We start from the raw sequence: 22,675 nt of genomic DNA, 5'->3' as shown, positions 1-22,675 counted from the left end.
ACGGGGAGCAAGAGTAATGGAGAGACTGGAAATACCGCTACCTGGTACAGCATCAGGGATGCGCCTGACGTTGTGCGAATACGCATTCGGATCGGTTGATGCAGATCGCTCGCTCTACGTTCAAGCGGCATTGCATGCCGGCGAGGTGCCGGGGCTTCTCGTGATTCAGCATCTGCTGGAGCGGCTTGCATCGCTGGAGCAAGCCGGGGCGTTGTGCGGGCGTATCACTGTCATGACCTGGGCAAATCCAATCGGTATGCAACAGGTAGTCGGCGGCGCGCTGACCGGACGCTTCGATTGTGCGGGGAGTGGCAATTTCGATCGTCGTTTTCCGGATATTCGTTCAGAGATCGCCCGACGGGGCTGCGCTGCGGATCGGCCCCGTACACTTCGCGACGCAAAGATGTGGCTGATCGCGATTGCGGCGCAAGCAGCACAAGGTACCGATCCAGTCGAATCTCTGAAAGCGACATTGCTATCGCGCGCTTTCGCGCATGATATGGCGCTCGATTTGCATTGTGACAAAACGGCCATCATGCACGTGTACAGCAATTGGGCGCATGAGAAGCGTGCTGTCTCACTCGCGCAATGCCTGGAGGCTCCCGTGCTGCTTCTCGAAGACCATGCTGGTGGCGGAACGTTCGATCAAGCGTTTCACGAAGCCTGGACTGCGCTGCGGCAATCCGGTCTAACGTGTGATTCCCGTCACGGCTTCGCCGCAGTTGTCGAATTGCGCGGACAACGCGACGTGTCTGACGAGCTAGCGATTCGTGACGCCGACGCATTGCTTGATTTTCTGCGTCTCGAAGGCTTCGTTGTAGACCGCCACGCGGATTCGCAACGAAAGACGCCAGCAATCACCGCGCTTGAAGCAGTCGATCATCTGAAAGCAGCCCAGTCAGGAGTTGTCAGCTGGCGTGTTCCAGTTGGAACGTATGTCGAAAGGGGCGCGGTGATTGCCGAGATCGTTGGCGAGGCGCCCGATCGAGCGATGTATCGCACAACAGTTCAATCGCGCACGGACGGAATACTTGTCGCCAGAATGCACGTCCACTATGTCCTAGCTGGGCAGCGGATCGCGATGGTCGCGGGGAACGAGAGAATTCCGGGGCGTATCAAGGGAGCGCTTCTTCCGGACTGATCTGCGGTCTTCCCGCCCGCGGCGTGCCGGCCAAGGACAAGGCACGCACGCGAGCCGCGCATCAGTAAATCGCGTAGACTTTTCTTACCGGTTCAATGACATCCCAACGCCCGGTCCAGCCGGGCGGCAGGATGACGAGGTCGCCGGCTCCGATTTCGACGACTTCGCCGCTCGCGTCATCGGTCAGGTTAGCGCGTCCGGAAAGGATGTACGTGAACTCCGTATCGGGCCGGTTGACGACCGGCCAAGCGTCTGCGCGAGTCACTCACGCACGGCGAACAGGTCCAGGCCGCACTGGGGCAGACGCTGGCCCAGCAGGCCCGCGCCGAGGCCGAACGCGACGCGGCGCAGGCGCGGGGCGGCGCGCTGGAAAGCGAACTCGCGGCGCGCGCCCGGGACGCGCTCGGGACGCTCACGGCGGAGCGCACCCAACTGGCCGCGCAAGTCGACGCGCACCGGTTGCTGCTGGCCGACTATCGGGCCCGGCTGGCATCCGGCGGCGCCGCGGACTGATGCACAGGCAGGTCCGCGAACGCGTATAGGATGCCGGCCACCCCGAATGCGAGCGTGCCGCACGCCCAAGAGCCTGCAGACGCCTGATTAATGCTTCCTTCGCTGCTTTGCGATAAATTCGGGCATTCAAGCGACGCTACGCGACAAATCCGCGAGGAGCGCTGAGCTTTTTTCGCTGGAACGCGACAAAATACAAGGTTTCGGTGACGCTGCGCGACAAATTCTCAATCTCGGTGCAACGTTCTTCGCTGGAACGCGACAAAAATGGCAACTTCCGCGCATATCAGAATGATCAACCGTCGGATAACCGCCTGGTCCTGGCTCAAGCATCCTGTTGTTGACGACCGTCAGAGAGACGGTCTCGCATCGTCGTGAGCGGCACAAGCGCCGCGCATGAGGGTCGGCTGGCAGCCGGCAGTGCCGCGGACTGAAGCGCCGGACTGGGCCAACACGTGCGCGGCCCGCGCATGAGTGATCACATGAAAGAGCGCGGGCGACCGAGGCCGTCGACGCCGTGCCGTACCCTTCGTCACAGGCGGTGGGGGTCCTGAGGTTCGGTTGCGGGCATCGAGGACTGCGCACACGGTACTGGAGACCGGATTAGCTCAAGTTAGCTTTCACGTGAGCTGATTTGATCGGCGTGAGCTGATGTGTCTTGGTCGATGCCGTCGCTGAGCATGGCTTGACGACGGCACTCGTTTGGAACCTGCATGCGATCCTATGCAGGATCTTCTCGCGGATGCAGACGAGTTATCGGTCAACCCACCCAATCGTATGCGATGGAAAGCAACTGCATGGTGAGCGTTTTCGGGATGGGCGGCCTGAAATTCCAGTGTTGCAATATGCTGCGCCGCCCAAGTCGCGGATCGTCAGCCGCGCGAGTGGTATCGACGGTCGAGGAGAACAAAGTAGCCCATGACGCGCAAGCACTGCGTTTATATACAGCATGGGCCAACAAGGCGCGATCGTATCTGCGGTGCTACCCGGCGGACGGGATGCGGGTGGAGCCGCATCTATTTGCCGCGTAAGCGCGCCGCCTGTCAGCAGTCCGTGTCGAACTGCTGCCGCATGTGTGAGAACGGCGATTCAATTCCAACAGCTCACTCACCGCGCGTATCGAAAGTGAAACATTTCTTTCGATTCTCGCAAATCAACTATGACTGGGGCATCGCAGAAGCACGACCAGTCAAGGACTCCATTCGTTTGGCATGAGTTTGGCATAGCCGAAAAGGCCCCGCTTGGGGAAAGGAGGCGGCTGCCGTGTCGATTCTGGATCTGGAGAGGTGAATGACAAGCGATCTGCGCCGATCCGTCGAGGTCGACTTTCTTCGGGGAGTCGTGCTGATCGTGATTGCGGTCGATCACATATCCGGCAGCGCATTGGCGAAATTCATGCTGCACAATTATGCTTATTGCGACGCGGCTGAGGTATTCGTGTTCCTGGGCGGCTATGCTTCGGCCGCTGCCTACACCGCAATTGCGACGAACCGTGGTGCGGGCGCGGCGATTGCCCGGTTCATTCAGCGTAGTGGAGAGATCTATCGCGCCTATCTCGTCACGGCTGCGTTGATGCTAGGCTGCGGTGCGCTGATGACGCTGTTTCATCTGCGCACGCCAATGCTCGAGCTCACCGAATGGCCCCTGTTTGCGAGACAGCCACTGGAGATGGCCGGCGATATTGCGATCTTCCGGCATCAGCCTTATCTCGCGGCGGTTTTGCCGATGTACGCACTGTTCGCGCTCGGTGCGAGCGCGCTGGTACCATGCGCGCGCTGTTCACCGCGAGTCACGCTTTTCGGCAGTCTCGCAATATGGCTGCTTGCGCCGCTGTTTGGCGAAGTACTGCCGAGCGAGAACGCGAGCGGCTGGGGATTCAATCCGTTCGCATGGCAGCTGATGTTCGTATTGGGAATGCTCGTGCGATTGCATCCGGCTCCGGCAGCCCTCTACGGGTCTCGTACCGGTGTGTGGCTGACCCGTATCTCGGTTGGTGTCGCGCTGAGTTTCGCTGTTTCGAAGCTGATGCTTCAAACGCAGCCGATGCCGGGCGTGATGAAACAGCATCTCGCCCCGCTGCGCATCGTCAGCTTCGCCGCAATCGCTTGGCCGGTCGCGGTCATGGTGCATCGCGGATGGTTGCGCAACGTTGCAAATCGCGCACGGAGCATCGTGAACGTCGGCCAGCAGGGGATGGCTTGTTTTGTCGTCGGCTCGGTCGCATCGCTCGTCATCGATACGGCCATGCGTAATGCTGGGCCGTATCGTGCGCCGTTTGTGGCCGGGCTGGTCGGCGACGCGCTTGCCGTCGTCACGGTGATGACCACAGCGTGGGTAGTCCGTCGACGCAAGCAGCGCATTACGGTGCGACGCAGGAACGAGGGCGCGGAACTGCAACCCAGGCGACGCCAACAGACCGCGGACGCAGCCTAAGCCACCCAAATCTCTTCGCCAACGACTGGACTCCGCAGGTTGCTGCGGCCGAGAAAGTCAGCGGCCCGCTGCCAAGTGCCTCGTCCGATGCCGGCAAGGAAGGGGAAGTCGGGCTGCATGCGGCGCATTCTCAAGCCGCCCTAACGGACGACAACGGTGGGTTGCATGGTCGCGGTCGATCACAAAGCTAGCACGGCCTGGAGCACTCGCGGATGTTCGAAATAGGCGTCATGTGCCAGGCCCAGGAAGGCTTCGAATTCCGAATATCCCAATGCGACGCCCTCGTTCGAGCATTTCGATTCATTTCCGAGTGGTACCTTGCTGCATAGCGAGTCGGTCAACGCGTAGAAGTCGAGCCAACGGCAGACCAGTGCTGAGGCCTTGCAGCGCTGTATTCTCTGCTCATATGTGCGATCGCGGGAGATCAGGAACTCCAACGGACTGCCTGCCGTGACCAAATCAAATGGTTGCAGCGGCGGAGCGGCGTCTGCGTCGGCGACGATCCGTGCGATTGCGTCGACCGCGACAGCGCTGCCGAAACTATGCGCGAGCAATGTAATACGTTGGTAGCTTGCCAACTGTGGGCTAATCTCCCAGAAGGCATTGACGATGCGCCGTCGTACCCGATCGCAAAATCCCCCGCGGTTGTTCAGATAGCAATAAGCCGCGTAGGAGCTATCGATGTTGGACGTGACGAAGCCGGATGCGAGCAGCCCTGTGACGCCGACCCATAGCCATCCCGCGACAGTTCCAACGTGCGACGGCAGGAACAACGAGAAAAGCAACTGGGCGAACTGAAAAAAAACCAGCAAAGTCAACAGGTACCAAACGAGCAGGAACAAGGCCCCAGAGCAGAATGCCCAATGCAGTGATCTGGACGTCCGCGGTATCGCGTTCCAGTGACGAAGCCTAAGCCAATACCGGACGAGAAGGCCCCCCAGAAGGGGGGCCGAAGACGGGGCGAGCGGTGGCCTGAGGTCATTCCAGAAGATTTCGACGATATCGATGATCTTGCGTTGACCATTCCTGAGCCGAATATCGAACCGTGTGCGGTCGTTATCGTCGCCTCCGACTCGATGAAACGACTCGACGGATTCGCCGTGCGTCTCAAGGTAACCCTCGATGCCATCGGATAGACGTGCCGCATAGTGCTCACGAACACTTCTGGTCATGCCCGGAATCAGCATGATAAGTTCATTGACGGTTTCCATTTCAGCACCTCATGCTTTATCAAGCTCTCGACGACGACCACCAATGCGTTGGAGCCAATTCATGCGGCCCAGGGGAACGAGCCCGAGATGCAGCGGCGCCGGCGTAGACCGCGCCGGCGCCGCTCTGGTTCGCGGCTGTTCCATAAGAAACGTAGAAGCGGAGAAATGACCTGTCAAGAAAACGACCGTGCATGCGAGATGCGGCAGGCGCGGGGTGTACGTCACCAGTCTCCGGACGGCTTCATGCTGTCCCTCGGCAAGATGTTCGCGCCAAGCAAGAATCGCGACGCACCCGGCGGCGGCTTCACGCACCACCTCGGCGACCGCGTGACGATCGATGCGCCGCCGCTTGGCGCGGTCGTCAACACGGTCCGGCGTCCTACCGAGATCGCGCCGTGGGCGTTCGGCGTACGCGGCGCTATGCTAGCCTGCTCGGGCGCGGGCTTCTTCAGGCTGCTCGAGTGCCCGTGCGGTTTCATCCGCGACGAAGCCGCCCGCTCACTGACTTTGATTAACTCTTCACCCACTTCTCGTGTCGCGCCCAACGCTGGTGCGCCAGTGCAGAGACTTCGGCTTGCGACGGAGGGGTTTCCACCGGCGTGTCCTCATCCTCCGGATGACTGAGCCTGGTTGCCTGAATGAGCCCGTCGAGCATCTCGGTCTGCAGGTCGTCCGGCACGTGATTGCCGGGATTCGCATGGTGCACAGCCGGCGCGAGTTGAGACATCGTCGGTCGCGGCAGTTTTTGCGGTGCGTCAGTCCTGGCTGCCGCCTCGGTGAACAGGTGGGCAAATGACACCGCCAGTTCCTCCCTCCGGCTCAACGACCGGTCGATATTGAACGCCTCTCGCACGGTCTTCAGGATCGACGTGTGCTGCAACTGGTCCTGGCACACCTTGCCTTTCTCGACCCATGGCGACACAATCAGGGCCGGCACACGGAGGCCCAAGCGATCGAACGCAAATTCGGGCGGCTGATGATTGCCGTCGTTATCGTCGGGGCGCGGCGAGTCGATGCCATCGGGATTCGATGCGGCAGGCGGAATCACATGGTCGGGGAAGCCACCGTGCTCGTCGTACGTGACGATGAGCGCGCACTTGCCCCACGTCTCGTCATTCGCGCGTAGGGCGTCGTAGACATCCGCGATGAGATGCTCGCCCCAACGTATGTCCGCGGGGGCGTGCTGATCGTTCTGTGGTGCATAGTGCGTGGAGCTGAACCGTGGGAGGATGAACGAGTAGTTCGGCAGTGCCCCGTTCTCAATGTCTTGGGCGAACCGCGGCTTGAAGCGGCGGAAATTCTCCGTCTTGTCCGCCAGTCGGGTAAAGTTCTTGACCTCGTTCAGATCAAAGTCGTAGACCGCCCAGGTCTTGCCGGCGCGCTCGACCAGTTCGTAGATCGTGAGGGAATCGAATGGTCGCTTGAAGACGTTGTGGGCGAATCCTTCCGACGTGCCCGCATGAACATACAGGCGATTGGGATGGGTCGGGCCCGGCACTTCACAGAACCATTGCTCGCATAGCACGAAGTGATCGGCGAGCGCGTTGATCGCGGGCAGGTCGGCTGGACTGAATACCTTCATCACGACATCCACGTCCTGATCGGTGAAGTCGCCCCGGGTATCGTGTTCGAGCGCTTCGCGGTAGCTCGAAACGAAGCCGCTTCCTGTTGCCTTGCCCTGCGCATCCTTGTCACCGAAAAGCTGCTCGTTGACGTCCACGACGTTGTGGAACGGCCCGCGCCCGTGCTTGGTCGGAATGGAGAACGGGGCGCCGCCCTGGACTGGAATCTCGCGCCCGCCGTCCACGTTCACCAGGACCGGAATGCCTCCCGCATCATGGATTCCGTTCACGCCGTCGCGAAGCCCGAAGATGTGGTCGAAAGAACGGTTCTCCAGCATGAGAACCACGAAGTGTTCGATATTTGCCATTGGCTTCTCCAAAGATGACAGATTTTTTTCAGGAGCTTGGGTCTTGAAAACACGCACGGCCAGACCGGGGCGAGTCGGCACGGCTTAGACAACGCGTGTCTGCTGCTTTCCGATTTATGCTACTTGACGAAATTCGCCTTCGCCAAGGAAATTCCCGGTTATTTCGACCGATGACCATTGCGGATTCGACTGGGGTTGCTACAGGGAAAGCGCATCGCATGGGCGATTGGCGATGGCGCTGCAATTCTTTTTGACAAAAAAATTACACGCATATCATCATACGTAAATTTATGTAGGGAATTTTTAAAACAATTTTTTTGAAATTCAAATTGAATGCAATTGAAAAGTGAAAGGAATTCGCTAATTCAGGCTTGATAATCGGGCGGCATACTCTAGAATTGGTGCTGGATTGCGAATTTGCAGCGGTATCTGGCCAACAGCGTTCGAGCCAGGAGAGAACGTATGCTTGCGCATGCTTTGACCATCGTTGCGAACGAGCTCGAGCGACACTTGAGCGAGAACTACGATCCGCCAGCGGTTGCGCCGCAGGTCAGGCTCGGAAATATCGCCGAAGGCGTCGGTGGCGGCGCCGGCAATCCGGGGGCGATGCCTCGCGATGTCCTCGGTTTCTCGATGGTCAACATCCGCGAGGAGAAGACGCTCAAGAACCTGGCGACCCAGGTCCGCAACGACGCAACGCTGCGTGTCGTCTACCGGAACCCGCCCGTCTTTCTGAATTTCCACATTCTGATTGTCGCGACGCATACGAATTACTCGAATGCGCTGCTGCTGCTTTCGCGCGCGATCAAGTTCTTCCAGTCTACGAACGTGTTCGATCAGAACTCGGTCGCGCCGGCTTCGCTGGTGACCAACGCGCCCACGAATGCGCTCGATCAACTCGAAACCTTCAAGCTGATCTTCGACATCTATTCGCCGACCATGGAGGAGGTGAATCACCTGTGGGGGACGCTCGGCGGCAAACAATATCCGTTCGCGCTGTATACGCTGCGGCTACTCGAGATGACGTTCAAGGCCGCCCAGGCTGAGGCCGGACTCATCACCGAGGTGGTCAACGGCACCTATCAATAAGAGCACGGCGACGGTTGACATGGGCGAGCGCACAACGAATTCCTACAAGCGTCTATTTGAAGTCAGGCTTCTGCATCATTACTGGCTCGACGACGGCATCATCGTGTTCGACTCGCTGGCTGCGGACAAGCAGGCAGAGCGGCTCCTGACCTATGATGTTCGACCGGTGCTCAGCGTCGCGCCGACGCCGTCGACGCGCAGGCAGTTGGGCGACCTGCGATGCCTCGTTATGCTGACGCCGCTGGGCTTCGTCGTCGCCGCGCCGGACGGTGCGAGCGTCGCGGCGGACGCGGCGTTCGCGTTCGTCGTTTCGGTTGCCGATCGGCGGTTCGTCGACTACACGGCGCTGACTTTCCGCCCACAGCGCATCTACGACGCATTCGATCCGACCGACCACGCTCCGGGACGGGCCGTCTACCGCTACAAGGAAGGCGTTCCTGTGCTGGACAATCTGACTGGCGCCAAGCGCAACTTCGGCGCGGACACCGTGTTGTACCTGTCTCGCGACTACCCGGCGCCGAGCGCGAGCGATCAGGTCGAAGCACTGGTACTGTCGGGCGGCACGCTGTCGCAGCTCACGAGCGACAATCCCGCTGCAACGATGCAGCAGCTGGGCGCGGTGGCGACGCTTCCCGTATACGTCAATCAGGGCGATGCGCCGGCCATCGTGCCGCCGGCAGGTGTGACCGGGGCGCCCGCACGCGGCCTGCAGTTGTCCGACGACGTGCGTGACGACGTGTTTGCACTGATTCGGCTGACGGCGGTGCGCGGCGATGACGATGCGTTCAGCTTCGTCGACGGAGCCGGCGCCCCCAAGGTGCCCGCGCCTGTCTATCAGGTGCGCTTCAAGAACCGCTCGACGCGTTGGACGTATCTCGACAAGGGGACCGGCGCGCTCAAGGCAACGGAGCCGGCACCGCTGCCGCTTACGTATTTCGGCAATGCCGGTACCGGGCAAAAGCCTTCCCGAGGCATCGTCAAGGCTCAGCAGAGCGGTGCCCGAATCACCCAGCTCGTGTCGGAGATTTACATCTAGGCGAACACTGTCCTATTTTGCTGAAAGGGGATGCTCATGGCTTACAACACACCAGGCGTCTACGTCAAAGAGATCGCGACGCTGCCACCGTCGGTCGCCGGAGTGGCCACGGCGATTCCCGCCTTTATCGGCTATACCCAGTTCGCGACGATGACGACGGATGGGGACCTGACGATGAAGCCGACGCGCATCAGGTCGATGATGGACTACGAGAAATATTACGGTTTCGCCGACAAGGAAACCAAGATCAAGGTGACGATCACGACCGCGTCGAGCAGCGCGTACGCGAAGATCGATGAGGCTGATCGTTCGAAACACATGATGTGGTATGCGCTGAGGATGTATTTCGACAATGGCGGAGGCCCTTGCTACATCTGTTCCGTCGCGAACTACAAGGATCTGGACGGGGACGAGCTGAAGAGCGGACTTCAGGCCGTCGGCAAGGTGGACGAGCCGACCCTGATCGTCTTCCCCGAGGCGCAGTATCTGACGCTCGCAGCCTATGATGCGTTGCACGACCAAGCGCTGAAGCAGTGTACGGCGCTGCAGGATCGCTTCGTGATCATGGACATGCACGGGGGGGATGGCCTGTCGCTGAACGATGCGAAGGCCGACGTGTTGGCCGCCGCCGGCAATTTCAGAAACAACGCCTGGGGTTCGGACGAACTGAAATACGGCGCGGCCTATGCGCCTAACGTGGAAACCATGATCCGTTTCAACTATGACCCGAGCAAGACGGACGTAATCGTCGACGGCGGTGCTGCAGCTTCGCTCAGCTCGCTCGAGGCGAAACATAACGATCAGTACCACATGGCGCTCGGTGCCATCAATCAATTGACGTGCAAGCTGCCGCCTGCGGGCGCCGTCGCGGGTATCTACGCTGCGGTCGACAATGCGCGCGGTGTGTGGAAGGCGCCTGCGAATGTCGGCGTGGCAAACGCGATCCAGCCGACCATCCAGATCGATAACGACACACAGGATTCGCTCAATGTCGATGCGGGGAGCGGCAAGTCGATCAACGCGATTCGCGCGTTCACTGGCATGGGTACGCTGGTATGGGGCGCACGCACGCTCGCCGGCAACGACAACGAGTGGCGCTACGTCAACGTGCGGCGCTTCTGCATCTTTGCGGAGGAGTCGATCCGCAAGGCGACGATGCAATTCGTGTTCGAGCCGAACGATGCAAACACCTGGGTCAAGGTCAAGGGCATGATCGAGAACTTCCTGACTACACTCTGGCGCCAGGGCGCATTGATGGGGGCGAAGACTTCGGATGCCTTTTCGGTGTCGGTCGGTCTCGGCAACACGATGACGGCGCTCGACGTGCTGGAAGGACGCATGATCGTGGTGGTCGCGCTGGCACCCGTGCGGCCCGCCGAATTCATCGTGCTCCAGTTCGTTCAAAAGATGCCGGTGTCGTGACCTATCTCGATCTGAATGTGTGATCGGACCTGAAGAGGAGCGAAGCGATGAGCCCACTACCGTACCCCTTGCCGCGGTTCCATTTCCAGGTCGACTGGAACGGAACGATGATCAGTTTCACCGAAGTGACGGGGCTGGTCATGGAGCGCGAGAAGATCGAATACCGCCACAGTGACAGCCAGGATTTCCACAAGATTGCGCAGCCCGGATTGCAGAAGACGGCTGCGATCGTGCTCAAGCGCGGCAAGTTCGAGAATGATGTCGACTTCAACACGTGGTACGACGAAGTCGCCGACGATCGTGCGAACAAGCGGCGCGACGTGATTATTCGCCTGCTCAACGAGAAGCATCAGCCGGTGGCCGCGTGGAAGGCGTCCCGCTGCTTTCCGTTGAAAGTCACGGCGCCCGATCTGAAGTCCGACGCGAACGAGATCGCGATCGAGAGCATCGAGATCGCGCACGAGGGGCTGAGCCATATCGACATCGGCGGATGACGATCATGAGCGACTACTACCCGCCGTGGAGCTTCTACTACAAGGTCGAGTTCATGCTGGGCGACGGGCCCGCACCGACGGCCGATGCGCGTTTCCAGACTGTGTCCGGCCTGTCGGTGGAATACGACTACGAGAGCTTCAAGGAGGGCGGTGAAAACCGCTTCGAGCACAAGCTGCCGATCCGGACCAAGTATGCGGACATGGTGCTCAAGCGCGGCATGCTGATGAGTTCGGCGGTGCTCGACTGGTTCACGGCCGCGTTTCGCGACCGGCAGTTTACGCCCGCCGACATCCACGTGATTCTGATGAACGAGAAGGGCGCCCCGCTGCGCACGTGGAACGTCGCACATGCGATACCGAAGAAGTGGCTGGTCAGCGATTTCAACGCCAACGAGAGCGCGCTCGTGATCGAAACGATGGAGCTCAGTTACCGGTATTTCAGCCTTCAGGATTCGACGTAGCGCGCGTGCTGTTTCGTTCGACATTTCTCACGGGATGGGCGGATATGCCGGTCGAGATCAAGGAGTTGCACATTCGCGTCACGGTCTTGGGCAAGCCGCCCGAGACGGCCGGCGGCGCATCGAATACCGTCGCTGCGAAGGGCGCGGGACACGACGAGCACGGCGCTGGCAAGGACGAGGTCGTGGCCGAGTGCGTCGAGCAGGTATTGCAGATCCTACAGGCGATGAAGGAGCGGTGATGGCGCTACCCGGTAAGCACGGCAAAATGCTGATCCTCGCGTTTGCCGATTCGAAGGCGGCCGAGAGCGGCGGCGTCGCCGAGGCCGACGATTCGTTCGAAGCGCTGATCAACCCGGAGAACTACACGCTGTCGTACAAGCTGAAATTTTCGCAGGGCGGTCAGGGGCAGGGCACCAGCGGCAAGCAGCTCAAGTACGAATACACAGAACCGTCTGAAATGTCGTTCGAATTCCTGTTCGACAACACCGGCATCATCGACGGCGAGCCGCGCGACTCGGTCGCCGACGATCTCAAGCGCTTCAGGACGGTGCTCGTCGACTACCAGGGCGATTCGCACGAGCCACGTCACTTCAAGCTCGTCTGGGGCGAGAACTCGATTTTCAAGGGCCGCGCAACCGCGGTCGACATCACGTACAAGCTGTTCAAGTCCGACGGTACCCCGATTCGCGCGACCGCCAAGGTGACGTTCAAGAGCAGCATCGAGGAAGAGAAGCGCGCGGCCAAGGAGAACAAGCAATCGCCCGACCTCACACATGTCCGCATCGTGAAGCTCGGCGATACGCTGCCGCAACTCTGCTATGAGATCTACGGCGATCCGAGGCTCTATCTGCAGGTTGCCGATCGCAACCGGTTGTCGAATTTCCGCAGCCTGAAACCGGGTGACAGGCTCGAGTTTCCGCCGGTCGCCAGAACGAACGTCTCGACGGGGAGCACGAGGTGAGCGACACGTCGACGATCCCGACCGCGGCGACCCCGGACGTCTGCACCGCCGTGATCCTGGTGGGCGGTCAGGTTGTGCCCGATACGTTGCACCTGCTGTCGTTGACGGTGAGCCGCGAGCTCAACCGGATTCCGTCGGCCTCGTTGCAGTTCGATGATGGCGAAGCCGCGAAGGCGACGTTTCCGGCCAGCAATTCCGACCTGTTCGTGCCGGGTAAGGCGATCGAGATCCAGCTCGGTTACCGCTCGCAGAACGAGACGGTCTTCAAGGGAACGATCGTCAAGCAGCACCTGAAGGTCCGCAAAAGTGGTGGCGTGCTGAGCGTCGATTGCTACGCCGACGCCGTGAAGCTGACGGCAGCGCGCAAGAGCCATTACTTCGTCGGCAAGAAGGATAGCGACATCATGGAGGACATCCTCGTCGCCCATGCGATGTCCCATGATGTCGAGGCGACGCTGCCGAACCTTGACGAAGTGGTGCAGTACGACGCGACCGACTGGGACTTCGTGTTGTGCCGCGCGGAAGCGAATGGCCAGGTCGTGATGGTCGGGGACGACCGGATCACGATTGCGAGGCCCAGGATGGATGGCGCGCCGGTGCTGCAGATGACCTACGGCGCAACGGTGCTCGAACTGGACGTGGAGATGGATGCGCGCTGGCAGAGCAAGGGGATCAAGGCGGTCAGCTGGAACGCGGCTGACCAGGCGACCGTCAGCGCGGACGGCAGCGAGCCCGCCACGCCGCTGGCCGGCAACATTGGGGCGGCAGATCTGGCCAGGGTCCTCGGCGACGACACGGACGAGATCACGCACGGCGGCGCCATCGACCAGCCTCAATTGCAGGCGTGGGCAGACGCCCGGCTCATGCGGATGCGGCTGGCGCGGCTGCGCGGACGGGCGCGGTGCCAGGGCTTCGCAGGCGTGCTGCCCGGCAAGATCGTGCAGATCGGCGGGATCGGCGCACGGTTCGAGGGCAAGCTCTACGTGTCCGGCGTGCGGCACACGCTGTCGGGCGGCAATTGGGAGACCGACGTGCAGTTCGGCCTCAACCCTGCGCTGTTCGCCGAGACCTACAACCTGCGGCCGCTGCCGGCGGCGGGGCTGTTGCCGTCGGTGCTGGGGCTCCAGATCGGCGTGGTAACGCAGCTCGGGAACGACCCGGCCGGCGAAGATCGCATCAAGTGCCGGCTGCCGCTCGTGTCCACCAGCGATGACGGCATCTGGGCGCGCATCGCGACGCTCGATGCGGGCAAGGGCCGCGGGACGTATTTCCGCCCGGAAATCGGCGATGAGGTCGTGGTGGGCTTCCTGGGCCAGGATCCGCGCTTTCCCGTGGTGCTCGGGCAATGCAACAGCAGCGCGAAGCCATCGCCCGAGCCTGCGAGGGACGACAACAACCACAAGGGTTACGTCAGCCGCGAGAAGCTGAAGCTCACCTTCGACGACGAAAAGAAGGCCATCAGCTTCGAGACGCCGGCCGGGAACCGAATCGTATTGTCGGAGGACGGCAAGAGCATCGTTCTGCAAGACGAGAACGACAACAGGATCACGCTCGACGCCAACGGCATCACGATCGAAAGCGCGAAGGATCTGGTCTTCAAGGCGGCCAAGGACGTCAAGCTGTCGGGCATGAACGCGGAATTCAGCGCGCAAAGCGGTTTCAAGGCCACTGGCACCGGGACGGCAGAGCTGTCGGGTGCGCAGACCAAGATCAACGGCGACGCGACGACGGTGATCAGCGGCGGCATGGTGCGGATCAATTGACGCGCGCCGTCAGGGCGGTCGGGCAGGTGCATGGAGCAACGATCGACAGTCGGGAGGCATGATGTCTTTTGCGGCAAGGGTATCCGACATGATTGTCAGCACGGCGACCAACGGCGTGCCCACACCCATCATTCCACCGGGAGAACCCACCGTTCTGATCGCCGGGTTGCCCGCTGCACGGGTCGGAGATAGCTGCGGCGCGGATGCGATCGTGATGGGCTCGACGACGGTGCTGATCGGCGGGCTACCTGCCGCCCGCATCGGGGATCCCACCGGCGGGGGCGGGACGGTGGTGTCCGTCGGCGCGCCCACCGTGCTGATCGGGGGCTGACCGATGAACCAGGATTTTCTCGGTCGCGGCTGGTCGTTTCCACCCGACTTCAACGGACCGGTGCCGGGCGTGACGATGCTCGAGGATGAGGTCGACGTGGCTTCGAGCCTGCAGATCCTGCTCAGCACAATGCCCGGCGAGCGCGTGATGCAGCCGCTCTACGGCTGCAACCTGAGCGAATTGCTGTTCGAGACACTCGACACACGGCTCAAGACCCTGGTTGCCGACAAGGTGGAATCCGCGATCCTATACTACGAGCCGCGCGTGGCGGTGGAAAGCGTGGTGCTCGACGACAGTAGGGCGCTCGAGGGCGTGCTGCTCATTCAGGTGGTCTATACGGTCAGATCGACCAACTCGCGGTTCAATTTCGTCTATCCGTACTACCTCCAGGAGGGCACCGACATCAACCTGACCACGACGATCAACCTGCTGCCGGACAACACCTAGACCACGACACACACGTCAGACATGGCCGACGATTGCTCACAGAATACTGATCCGCTGAAACTGGTGCGCGAAGGCACGAGCCAGGACGACCGCGTGTCGGCGGCGCTTGCGCCCGTATCCGTGCCGGTCGATGCACGCACAGTGGCCGACGACATCGTGTTCGCACAGGGCTATGCGCACCTGCTCAAGCGATACGATGCGAACAATAAGGATAAGGGCGACGATTGGGCAGCGTTTTTCGGCACGGATGTCGCGGTGCCACTGGCGATCGCGTCGGTCGAGGATGTCAACGCCTACAAGGTGCGCATCCGGTCCTGGTTCGATTTTCTGAACGACCTGCGCAATGCCGGAGGTCCGCCGGCACTCGAGGATCATCTCGGTTACCTGTTCGCCGCCATCGGCGCGCTGGCCGGCGCGCTGGACGATCTCGGACAACACCTGCCGGATTCGGTTGCGCTCAAGGGTGTGTTGAGCAACCTGATCGACACGCAGCTCGCATCCGCATTCGAGCGCTTCATCGCATATTACAAGGGTGCCGCGGCGCTCGGTGTCGTGAACGATGTCGCGCCGGTGCCGGCCATGCAGATTCTGCGCCGCACGGCAGACTCGTTCGCCAAGGTGCTGAGTACGGGACTGTCGGGGAATTGGAGTCGTGGCAAGACCTGGGCCGACTATGTTGCCGGCATCGTTGCGGACACGTCGGTCTACGGCCAGGGTGGCGGGGCGCTGCCGGACCCGTTCGGCCGCATCAATCACTGCGCGACGCACCCGTTGTTCCGCTCAGTCTTCGACGCGTTCCTGAAGGTGTTCATGCGCGTCGTCAACGACGCGCAGGCCGGACTCGACGATACGCTGAGCCATTCCTCCGGGCATCCGCCACATTACGCGCTCTACGTTGCTTTCCTGCGGTTGCTGACGCACGCCCGGACGGCCGGGAACACGCTGGCGCAACGGCATCTGGACTTCCATTACGGGACGGTTCTCGGCCTCAAGCCGAAGCCCGCGCAGCCAGGAGGCGTGCATCTTCTCGCCGAACTCGCCAGGCAGGCGGATCGCTACGATTTCGCGCCTGGCCAGTTGTTCAGGGCCGGCAAGGATGCGACGGGCAAGGCCGCGTTCTTCGCCAACCGCGCCGATCTCGTCGCCAACAAGGCGACCGTCGCGGCGTTGAAGACCGTGTACCGCCACGGCCGCGAGCCCGTGGCCGACAGATTGCAGGACCGGGACCGTCTCTTCGCGTCGCCGGTCGCAAATTCCGACGACGGGCAGGGTGCGCCGCTGACTTCGGTCGACCGGTCGTGGCAGCCGTTCTTCAACAAGGTCTACGTCGACGGCGCGCTGTCGGCGATCCGGATGCCGCCGGCACAGGTGGGATTCGCGATCGCGTCGCACCATCTGCTGGCGGCGGAGGGTACCCGCGTGTTCGTCGTGACGCTGACGACCGGCGCCGTCATTCCGACTGCCTCCGGCGATAAATTCACGGCAGACGTCACTTGCCTGTTGACGACGGCGAAAGGATGGCTCGCGAAGCGGCCCGCGGCATTTGTGCGCGTCGGCATCCAAGCGCTTGAACTCACCGTCGAGCTGAGCGGCGCTGACGATGCCGTCGTGCCCTATTCGGCCACGGTGCACGGCTACAACTTCGACACCGATCTGCCGCTGCTGCTGGTGACGCTGTCGCAGGACGAAGCCCGCCACTATGCGTATCCGCGCCTGCAGGATATGACGGTTGCGAAGATCAGGCTGGATGTCCACGTGAGCGGCGTGAGGACGCTTGCGGTGGCCAACGATTTCGGGCCGGTTGATCTGTCGAAGCCGTTCCAGCCGTTTGGCGCATCGCCGGTCGCCGGGAGCAGCCTCGTTGTCGGCTCGAAGGAGATATTCCAGAAGCAGCTTGCGCGGATGGAGTTCGACCTGAAGTGGCTGGTGCCGCCGGCGGTCTATGCGTCTGCCCATGGCATGCCGAATGCCGGCATCGATTTTCTCGGCGCGGGGACATGGTTTCCGTCGGGCACATCGATCTCGATTGCGCCGACGTCTGGAGACACCACGACCTTCCTGGTGGATGGCCATGTTGACGATACGGTGCTGGACGCGCCCGACTTCGGGCCTGCCGAAGCCTTTGGGACACAGTCACGCCACGGCTATGTCAGGCTCAAGCTCGATAACGACATCGGTCAGGATAATTATCAAACGGACCTCATCGCCTATTTGCGAAAGGATCCCGATTCAGCAGGCTACCCCGGCAAGCCGCCCCAGGGGCCCGTCGCCGCCGCGCTCACCGCGGGTTACGCGGCCACCACGACGCTCGCGCTGGATACTGCGTCGGAGGCCGCATTCAAGAGCCGTATCGGACGGTTCTTCCATCTGGCGCCCTTCGGCACCGCCGAGCAGCATCCGTATCTGAGCGGTGGCAGCGCAGTTCCGCTGCTGCCGCAGTTCCGGTTTAGCCGCGGCGGCGCGATGTTCACGAGCGAAGCCGAGTGCTACATCGGCATTGCGGGGCTCGTGCCGCCGCAGAATCTGTCGTTGCTGTTCCAGGTCGTGGATGGAACGGCCAACCCGCTCGCGCAGAAGCCGGCGCAGCATATCGACTGGAACTATCTCGCGCACGACCAGTGGGTCGACTTCCCCGAGAATGGTGTCGCGGATGCGACCGAGGCACTGCTCAACTCGGGCATCGTCACCTTTGCCGTGCCGTCCGACGCGACGAGCGACAACCGGCTGCTGCCATCCGGCTGGTTCTGGATCCGTGCCGCGGTGAGCGAGGCGAGCGATGCGGTTTGCCGGCTGCAGTGCGTCGCGGCCCAGGCGTTGGAGGCGGTGTTTTCCGATCAGGGCAATGCTCCGGATTTTTCCGCGACGCCGTTGCCGGCGGGGACGATTACCCAACTTGCCACGCCGGCGTCCGCGATCAAGAGCATCACCCAGCCATATCCGTCGTTTGGCGGTCGCGGCGCGGAGCGGCCGCAAGCGTTCTATCAGCGTGTCAGCGAGCGCCTGCGGCACAAGGATCGCGCGATCGATCTGTGGGATTACGAACGCCTGATTCTCGATGCGTTCCCGCAGATCTACAAGGTCAAGTGTCTCAATCACACGTGTTACGAGCCTGCCGACAGCGACAGTACGGGCCCATGCAGCGGCGGTATCTATCGCGAGCTCGCGCCCGGGCACGTGACGATCGTCGCGCTGGCGAGCCTGACTTCGCAGCAGCATCGCGATCCGCTCAAGCCGTATACGAGCCTGCGCCTGCTCAACGAGATCCAGTCCTTCCTTCAGCGGCGCTGCGGCTGCTTCGCGCAATTGCACGTCAAGAATCCGCAGTTCGAATCGGTGCGCGCCGAGTTCAAGCTGAAATTGCGCGACGGATACGATCAGGCTTACTACACGACGCAACTGCAGCAGGCGATCACGCGCTTCCTGTCGCCGTGGGCCTTCGACGGCATCGGTGTGCCGTCGTTCGGCGGCAAGATCTACAAGTCGACGCTGATCCAGTTCGTCGAAGGGCAGCCCTATGTGGACTATGTGACGGATTTCCAGTTGTTCCGGGACATCCCGTGTCAGCCGGCCGGCACCGTGGACCTGGACGAGATCGCCGGATCGCGTGCAGTGTCGGTGCTGGTATCCGCCGGCAGGCACGGGATTTCTCCTATCGGAGCCGCTCCGGATTCGGCGCTGGCTGAAACATGCGGGTGCGGACCATGAGCGCGATCCTTCCCCCCCTGGACCAGAACCCGGTGCTCGATCCGTCCCAGGATTTCTACCTGCTCAGGCGCGAAGGCATCGGGTTCATCCAGCAAGCCGGCAGCGATCACTGGACGGATTACAACGTTAGCGACCCGGGCGTGACGATCCTGGAGGCGCTTTGCTACGCAATCACGGATCTCGGCTACAGGATCGGCTGGCGCATCGACGACATCCTGATGCCGAAGACGCCGTCGGCCAATCCCGGGCAGCCTTATCCGGATCAGGCGTTTTTCACGGCGCGCGAGATCCTCACGGTCAGTCCGACCACCACGAACGATTTCCGGCGGGTGCTGATCGATCAGCCGGGTGTGCGCAACGCGTGGCTCATTTGCAAGGCGTGCGCCTGCGAAGCGAGCTACTGGGCGTTCTGCGATAGGAGCGGCCAGCTCGTACTGCAATACCCGAAGCCGGCCGATACGCCGCAACCGGCGCGAGAGGTGTGGGCGCTCGGACTGTACGAGACGTTGCTCGAGCTCGGCGACGATCCCGAGCTCGGTGACCTGAACGATCGGATGATCGTCTACCAGACGGTTCATCACGACAGCAACGGCGCACACCCGATCGTGATGGAGCTGCGCTTTCCGGATATCGCACTGCTCGATCGCGGTGCGTGGCAGCGCTTCCTCGAGCGCGACGCCGTCTTTGCCGATGCCGGCGCGTACAAGATCGAACTGCTGCGTCTCGGGGCGACCAGGACGTACAACGTCTTCGATCTCGCCACAGCGCAGCAGCAGGACGAGTATCTGCGGAGCGAGTGGAACAACGTGTTCTATCTGAGCTTCCGGATCACGCTGCTTGCGTCCGGCGAGACGATCGAGATCGCGAACGCCGCGTTGCGCGTCATCGCGGACAATGCCGTGCGACACGCGGTGAGCGCGGCAGGCTGGAAGACGCTCTTCACCGATACCGGCGCCGGCGGCTTCATCGCGCGCTACCGTCGGAAGGCGAAGGCGACCCTTGCCGCGATCAAGAGTGCAAAGAAAGTGCTGCAGGCGTCGCGCAAGCTGGATGAAGACTATTGCCTCGTGACAGGCGTCGGTATCGAGGACGTTGCCGTCTGTGCCGACATCGAAGTCAGACTCGACGCCGATATCGATCGCGTCCAGGCAGCCATCTGGTTTGAACTCGAACAGTACATGAGCCCGCAGATTCCGTTCAGGACGCTGGAGGAGCTGCTGGGCAACGGCACGGCGGTGGAGGATATCTTCAACGGCCCGCCACTCGACCACGGTTTCATCGAGGACGGCGACCTCGACACGGCTGCGCTGAAGGCCATGCTGCGCGGCGCCGACGTCATCCATCGCCTGATGGGCATCGATGGCGTGGTTGCGGTCAATCAGCTGCGCATGACCAAATACGATGCGGAGGGCAACCCCGTCGCGGGCGCCGCCGATCCGACCTGGGTGAATGGGCAGCCCGTATACGACCCGGGCAGGATCGGCGCTGCCTGGCTGCTGTCGATTCGCGCCAGGCATCAGCCGCGCCTGTACCTGAACCAATCGCGGTTTCTGTTCTACAAGAGCGGCCTTGCGTTCCTGCCGAGGATGGATGAGGCGATGGATACGCTGAACCAGCTGCGCGGCGAAGCCGAGCGGCCGAAGCATGCGGGTCCGCCGAACGATCTGCCGGTGCCGCGCGGCCGCTACCGGAATCCCGATGAGTATTGCCCCGTACAGTACAGCTTTCCGCTGGCCTATGGCATCGGGCCGGCGGGATTGCCGTCCAACGCGTCGGCCGAACGTCGTTCACAGGCCAGGAACCTCAAGGCCTATCTGATGATGTTCGAGCAATTGCTCGGCAACGCGCTCGCGCAGCTCGCGCACACGGCCGACCTCTTTTCGCTCGATTCCCGTGTCGCACGGACATACTTCATCAAGGCGTTCGACGATACCGACATCAAGGGCCTTGAAGACATCGTCAAGGACATCGACGACGCCGCCAAGCTCGCCGCATGGCTGCGCAAGGTCGAGGCGCTGACCGAGACGCCGGCCGAGTTCCACGCGCGGCGCAATCGGTTCCTCGACCACTTGCTGGCACGGTTCGGCGAACAATTCAACGAATACGCGTTGCTGCTCACCAATGCCGCGGGGGAGGCGGTGGCGCAGCCGCGCCTGATCGACACCAAGCTCGCGTTCCTCAGGCACTATCCGGCCATCAGCCGCGCTCGCGGCAGGGCGTTCAACTACCAGGTGGAACCCTGTGCTCAGGGCAATGAACCCGGCATCAAGCAGCGCATCGGCCTGCTGCTGGGCGATCCCGATGTGGCGTTCGTCTGGACGCCGCGGGTGCCGGGCGCGGGGAAGTATCCGGTTGATTACGGTCTTGTCGACGGCATTGGCAATCCGTGGCTGGCTGGCTCGGTGACGGTGGCGGCCGGGAGCAAGACGGACGCCACGCAGGCCGCTTACCGGCTGCTGCTCGCGCGCATGATTCTGCCCGACGCCTATGCCATCGCGGCTGGCGGCGGTGGATTCACGTTGTCCCTGAAGGATGCCGCCGGAACGGAGATCGGCCGCGGCCCGCAGGCATTCCCGACGCTTGACGATGCGGCGTCGATGCGCGACACGCTGCTCGCGTGGAGCGCCAACGAGCGAATGATCGTAGTCGAACATCTGCTGCTGCGGCCCAGGTTCATCGGCGATGCGCTGTTCCCGGCCTGTTGCGATGGCGGCTGTGCGACCTGCGGCGACGAGGATCCGTACTCGTTCCGGCTGACGTACGTGATGCCCGGCTGGACCACGCTGTACGCGGACAATCTCGACCTGCGCCGCTACGCCGAGCGCACGATCCAGCAGGAGACGCCGTCGCACCTGCTTGCCAAGACATGCTGGGTCGGCAATGACGGCTTTATCGAGAATCCGTGCGATGACGTCGTCGACCGGCTCGCGACGCTGCTGATCGCCGACGGCAAGACGGCTGGCAACGAACCGCCGTCGCCCGACGACGCCTGTGTCTGCGCGCTGGCGATCTATCACGCGTTCAGCGATGCATTCAGCGCCTGGTATGCCGACAAGAAATTCGCTTTCCTGCATGCGGACGCGCTCCCGGCACTGATCGACAAGCTGTTCCAGGCGGTGCCGATGCCTGCGGCAGGCGCCTGCACGACGGTATTCGACGCCGCGCTATGGGACAAGGTGCGTGCGCTGGTGTCGGCGCATTTCGTCGACATCGTGCGGCATGGCTGGCAGTTCGAGCGCTTCGAGTGGGCGTGGTGCGAGTGGCTGGCTGCGAATGCGGCGATCGACTGGACCGACGAGCGTCTGGTCGAGCGCGTCGAGACGATTCTGGCGGCCAATGTGCAGACCGCATCGGTCACGGCGGCTCAGCTCTGCGCATGCGCGCGCACCATCGTGACGAACTACGGCGAGCATTTCCACGCATGGTTGCAGAGCAAAGTCGTGGCCGGCACACGCGTCGAAGACCTGGGTGAGCGTCCAGTGCACGTCGTCTCGCTGTGCCCGGGGATGACCTTCGCGGCCGACACGCAGCAGAAAGTCGCCGCGCTGTTGAAGGAACGCTATGACGCATACGTCAAACCGTCCTACTGGCTGCGGGTCGTCGTCACGCTGCTGGCCGGCCTGCGCAATACCTATCCGGGCGCGACGCTGCACGATTGCGATCAAACCAGCGATCTGAATCCGGTGCGGCTCGACAGTACCGCTATAGGCAACTACCCGCGGCGCACAACCCTATGATTTC

18 protein-coding genes and 1 pseudogene are annotated in these 22,675 nt (G+C 62.0%); 15 read left to right on the top strand and 4 right to left on the bottom strand.

The features are described from left to right. The first annotated feature begins 16 nt into the window (after positions 1 to 16). Positions 17 to 1,141: a succinylglutamate desuccinylase/aspartoacylase family protein gene (locus DID96_RS25660; RefSeq protein ID WP_124602061.1), complete on the top strand. Its 1,125-nt coding sequence runs from the start codon at positions 17 to 19 to the stop codon at positions 1,139 to 1,141. Between the two features lie 61 nt (positions 1,142 to 1,202). Here the strand turns inward: DID96_RS25660 and DID96_RS25655 are convergent, their stop codons facing one another. Further along, positions 1,203 to 1,406, bottom strand: a complete 204-nt coding sequence (locus tag DID96_RS25655; protein WP_124602060.1) for a cupin domain-containing protein — start codon at positions 1,404 to 1,406, stop codon at positions 1,203 to 1,205. Then, positions 1,403 to 1,597, bottom strand: a complete 195-nt coding sequence (locus tag DID96_RS25650; protein WP_124602059.1) for a hypothetical protein — start codon at positions 1,595 to 1,597, stop codon at positions 1,403 to 1,405. The genes DID96_RS25655 and DID96_RS25650 overlap by 4 nt, the downstream gene beginning before the upstream one ends. A 1,344-nt stretch (positions 1,598 to 2,941) precedes the next feature. Between DID96_RS25650 and DID96_RS25645 the strand changes: the two genes are divergently transcribed. Beyond that, positions 2,942 to 4,084: an OpgC domain-containing protein gene (locus DID96_RS25645; RefSeq protein WP_124602058.1), complete on the top strand. Its 1,143-nt coding sequence runs from the start codon at positions 2,942 to 2,944 to the stop codon at positions 4,082 to 4,084. A gap of 179 nt (positions 4,085 to 4,263) precedes the next feature. On the opposite strand, the gene DID96_RS25640 is transcribed toward DID96_RS25645, so the two are convergent. Continuing rightward, entirely contained in the window at positions 4,264 to 5,295 is a 1,032-nt protein-coding gene (locus tag DID96_RS25640) for a hypothetical protein (RefSeq protein ID WP_124602057.1), read from the bottom strand. A 213-nt stretch (positions 5,296 to 5,508) separates the two neighbouring features. Between DID96_RS25640 and DID96_RS39055 the strand changes: the two are divergent. Further along, a pseudogene (locus DID96_RS39055) lies at positions 5,509 to 5,810 on the top strand (hypothetical protein); the annotation flags it as partial. On the opposite strand, the gene DID96_RS25630 reads toward DID96_RS39055, so the two are convergent. Further along, positions 5,807 to 7,225: an alkaline phosphatase family protein gene (locus tag DID96_RS25630; protein WP_124602056.1), complete on the bottom strand. Its 1,419-nt coding sequence runs from the start codon at positions 7,223 to 7,225 to the stop codon at positions 5,807 to 5,809. The pseudogene DID96_RS39055 and the gene DID96_RS25630 sit on opposite strands and share 4 nt — an antisense overlap. A 462-nt stretch (positions 7,226 to 7,687) precedes the next feature. On the opposite strand from DID96_RS25630, the gene DID96_RS25625 reads away from it, so the two are divergent. The 12 genes from DID96_RS25625 to DID96_RS25570 are packed head-to-tail and all read left to right on the top strand — an operon-like array spanning position 7,688 to position 22,671. Beyond that, positions 7,688 to 8,314, top strand: coding sequence for a DUF4255 domain-containing protein (locus tag DID96_RS25625; protein ID WP_124602055.1), 627 nt, complete (start codon positions 7,688 to 7,690; stop codon positions 8,312 to 8,314). A 19-nt stretch (positions 8,315 to 8,333) separates the two neighbouring features. After that, positions 8,334 to 9,350: a hypothetical protein gene (locus tag DID96_RS25620; protein ID WP_124602054.1), complete on the top strand. Its 1,017-nt coding sequence runs from the start codon at positions 8,334 to 8,336 to the stop codon at positions 9,348 to 9,350. A 36-nt stretch (positions 9,351 to 9,386) separates the two neighbouring features. Further along, the gene (locus DID96_RS25615) at positions 9,387 to 10,772 is read left to right on the top strand and encodes a phage tail sheath C-terminal domain-containing protein (RefSeq protein WP_221624611.1); all 1,386 of its coding nucleotides are present in this window, start codon (positions 9,387 to 9,389) and stop codon (positions 10,770 to 10,772) included. A gap of 47 nt (positions 10,773 to 10,819) precedes the next feature. Continuing rightward, positions 10,820 to 11,266 carry a phage tail protein gene (locus tag DID96_RS25610; protein ID WP_124602052.1) on the top strand — a complete coding sequence of 149 codons (447 nt, stop codon included), beginning with the start codon at positions 10,820 to 10,822 and terminating at the stop codon, positions 11,264 to 11,266. 5 nt (positions 11,267 to 11,271) lie between these two features. Continuing rightward, complete coding sequence (locus DID96_RS25605; protein ID WP_124602051.1) at positions 11,272 to 11,727, top strand: phage tail protein; 456 nt, start codon at positions 11,272 to 11,274, stop codon at positions 11,725 to 11,727. Between the two features lie 44 nt (positions 11,728 to 11,771). After that, entirely contained in the window at positions 11,772 to 11,966 is a 195-nt protein-coding gene (locus DID96_RS25600; RefSeq protein ID WP_124602050.1) for a DUF5908 family protein, read from the top strand. Next, positions 11,966 to 12,688, top strand: a complete 723-nt coding sequence (locus DID96_RS25595) for a LysM peptidoglycan-binding domain-containing protein (protein ID WP_124602049.1) — start codon at positions 11,966 to 11,968, stop codon at positions 12,686 to 12,688. The genes DID96_RS25600 and DID96_RS25595 overlap by 1 nt, the downstream gene beginning before the upstream one ends. Then, positions 12,685 to 14,451, top strand: coding sequence for a type VI secretion system tip protein VgrG (vgrG, locus tag DID96_RS25590; RefSeq protein WP_124602048.1), 1,767 nt, complete (start codon positions 12,685 to 12,687; stop codon positions 14,449 to 14,451). Before DID96_RS25595 ends, vgrG begins: the two co-directional genes overlap by 4 nt. Before the next feature lie 58 nt (positions 14,452 to 14,509). After that, positions 14,510 to 14,782 (top strand): PAAR domain-containing protein, encoded by a 273-nt coding sequence (locus DID96_RS25585; RefSeq protein ID WP_221624610.1) that lies wholly within the window; start codon positions 14,510 to 14,512, stop codon positions 14,780 to 14,782. A gap of 3 nt (positions 14,783 to 14,785) precedes the next feature. Beyond that, complete coding sequence (locus DID96_RS25580) at positions 14,786 to 15,229, top strand: GPW/gp25 family protein (protein ID WP_124602047.1); 444 nt, start codon at positions 14,786 to 14,788, stop codon at positions 15,227 to 15,229. 21 nt (positions 15,230 to 15,250) lie between these two features. Further along, on the top strand, positions 15,251 to 18,934 hold the full coding sequence (locus DID96_RS25575) for a baseplate J/gp47 family protein (protein WP_124602046.1): 3,684 nt from the start codon (positions 15,251 to 15,253) through the stop codon (positions 18,932 to 18,934). Further along, entirely contained in the window at positions 18,931 to 22,671 is a 3,741-nt protein-coding gene (locus DID96_RS25570; RefSeq protein WP_124602045.1) for a hypothetical protein, read from the top strand. The genes DID96_RS25575 and DID96_RS25570 overlap by 4 nt, the downstream gene beginning before the upstream one ends. Positions 22,672 to 22,675 lie beyond the last annotated feature (4 nt).

This window comes from Burkholderia sp. Bp8963 (assembly GCF_003854275.1).
GTDB lineage: Bacteria > Pseudomonadota > Gammaproteobacteria > Burkholderiales > Burkholderiaceae > Burkholderia.
Note: the sequence above shows the minus strand (reverse complement) of the source record. Positions and strands in the feature narration are given on the sequence as shown.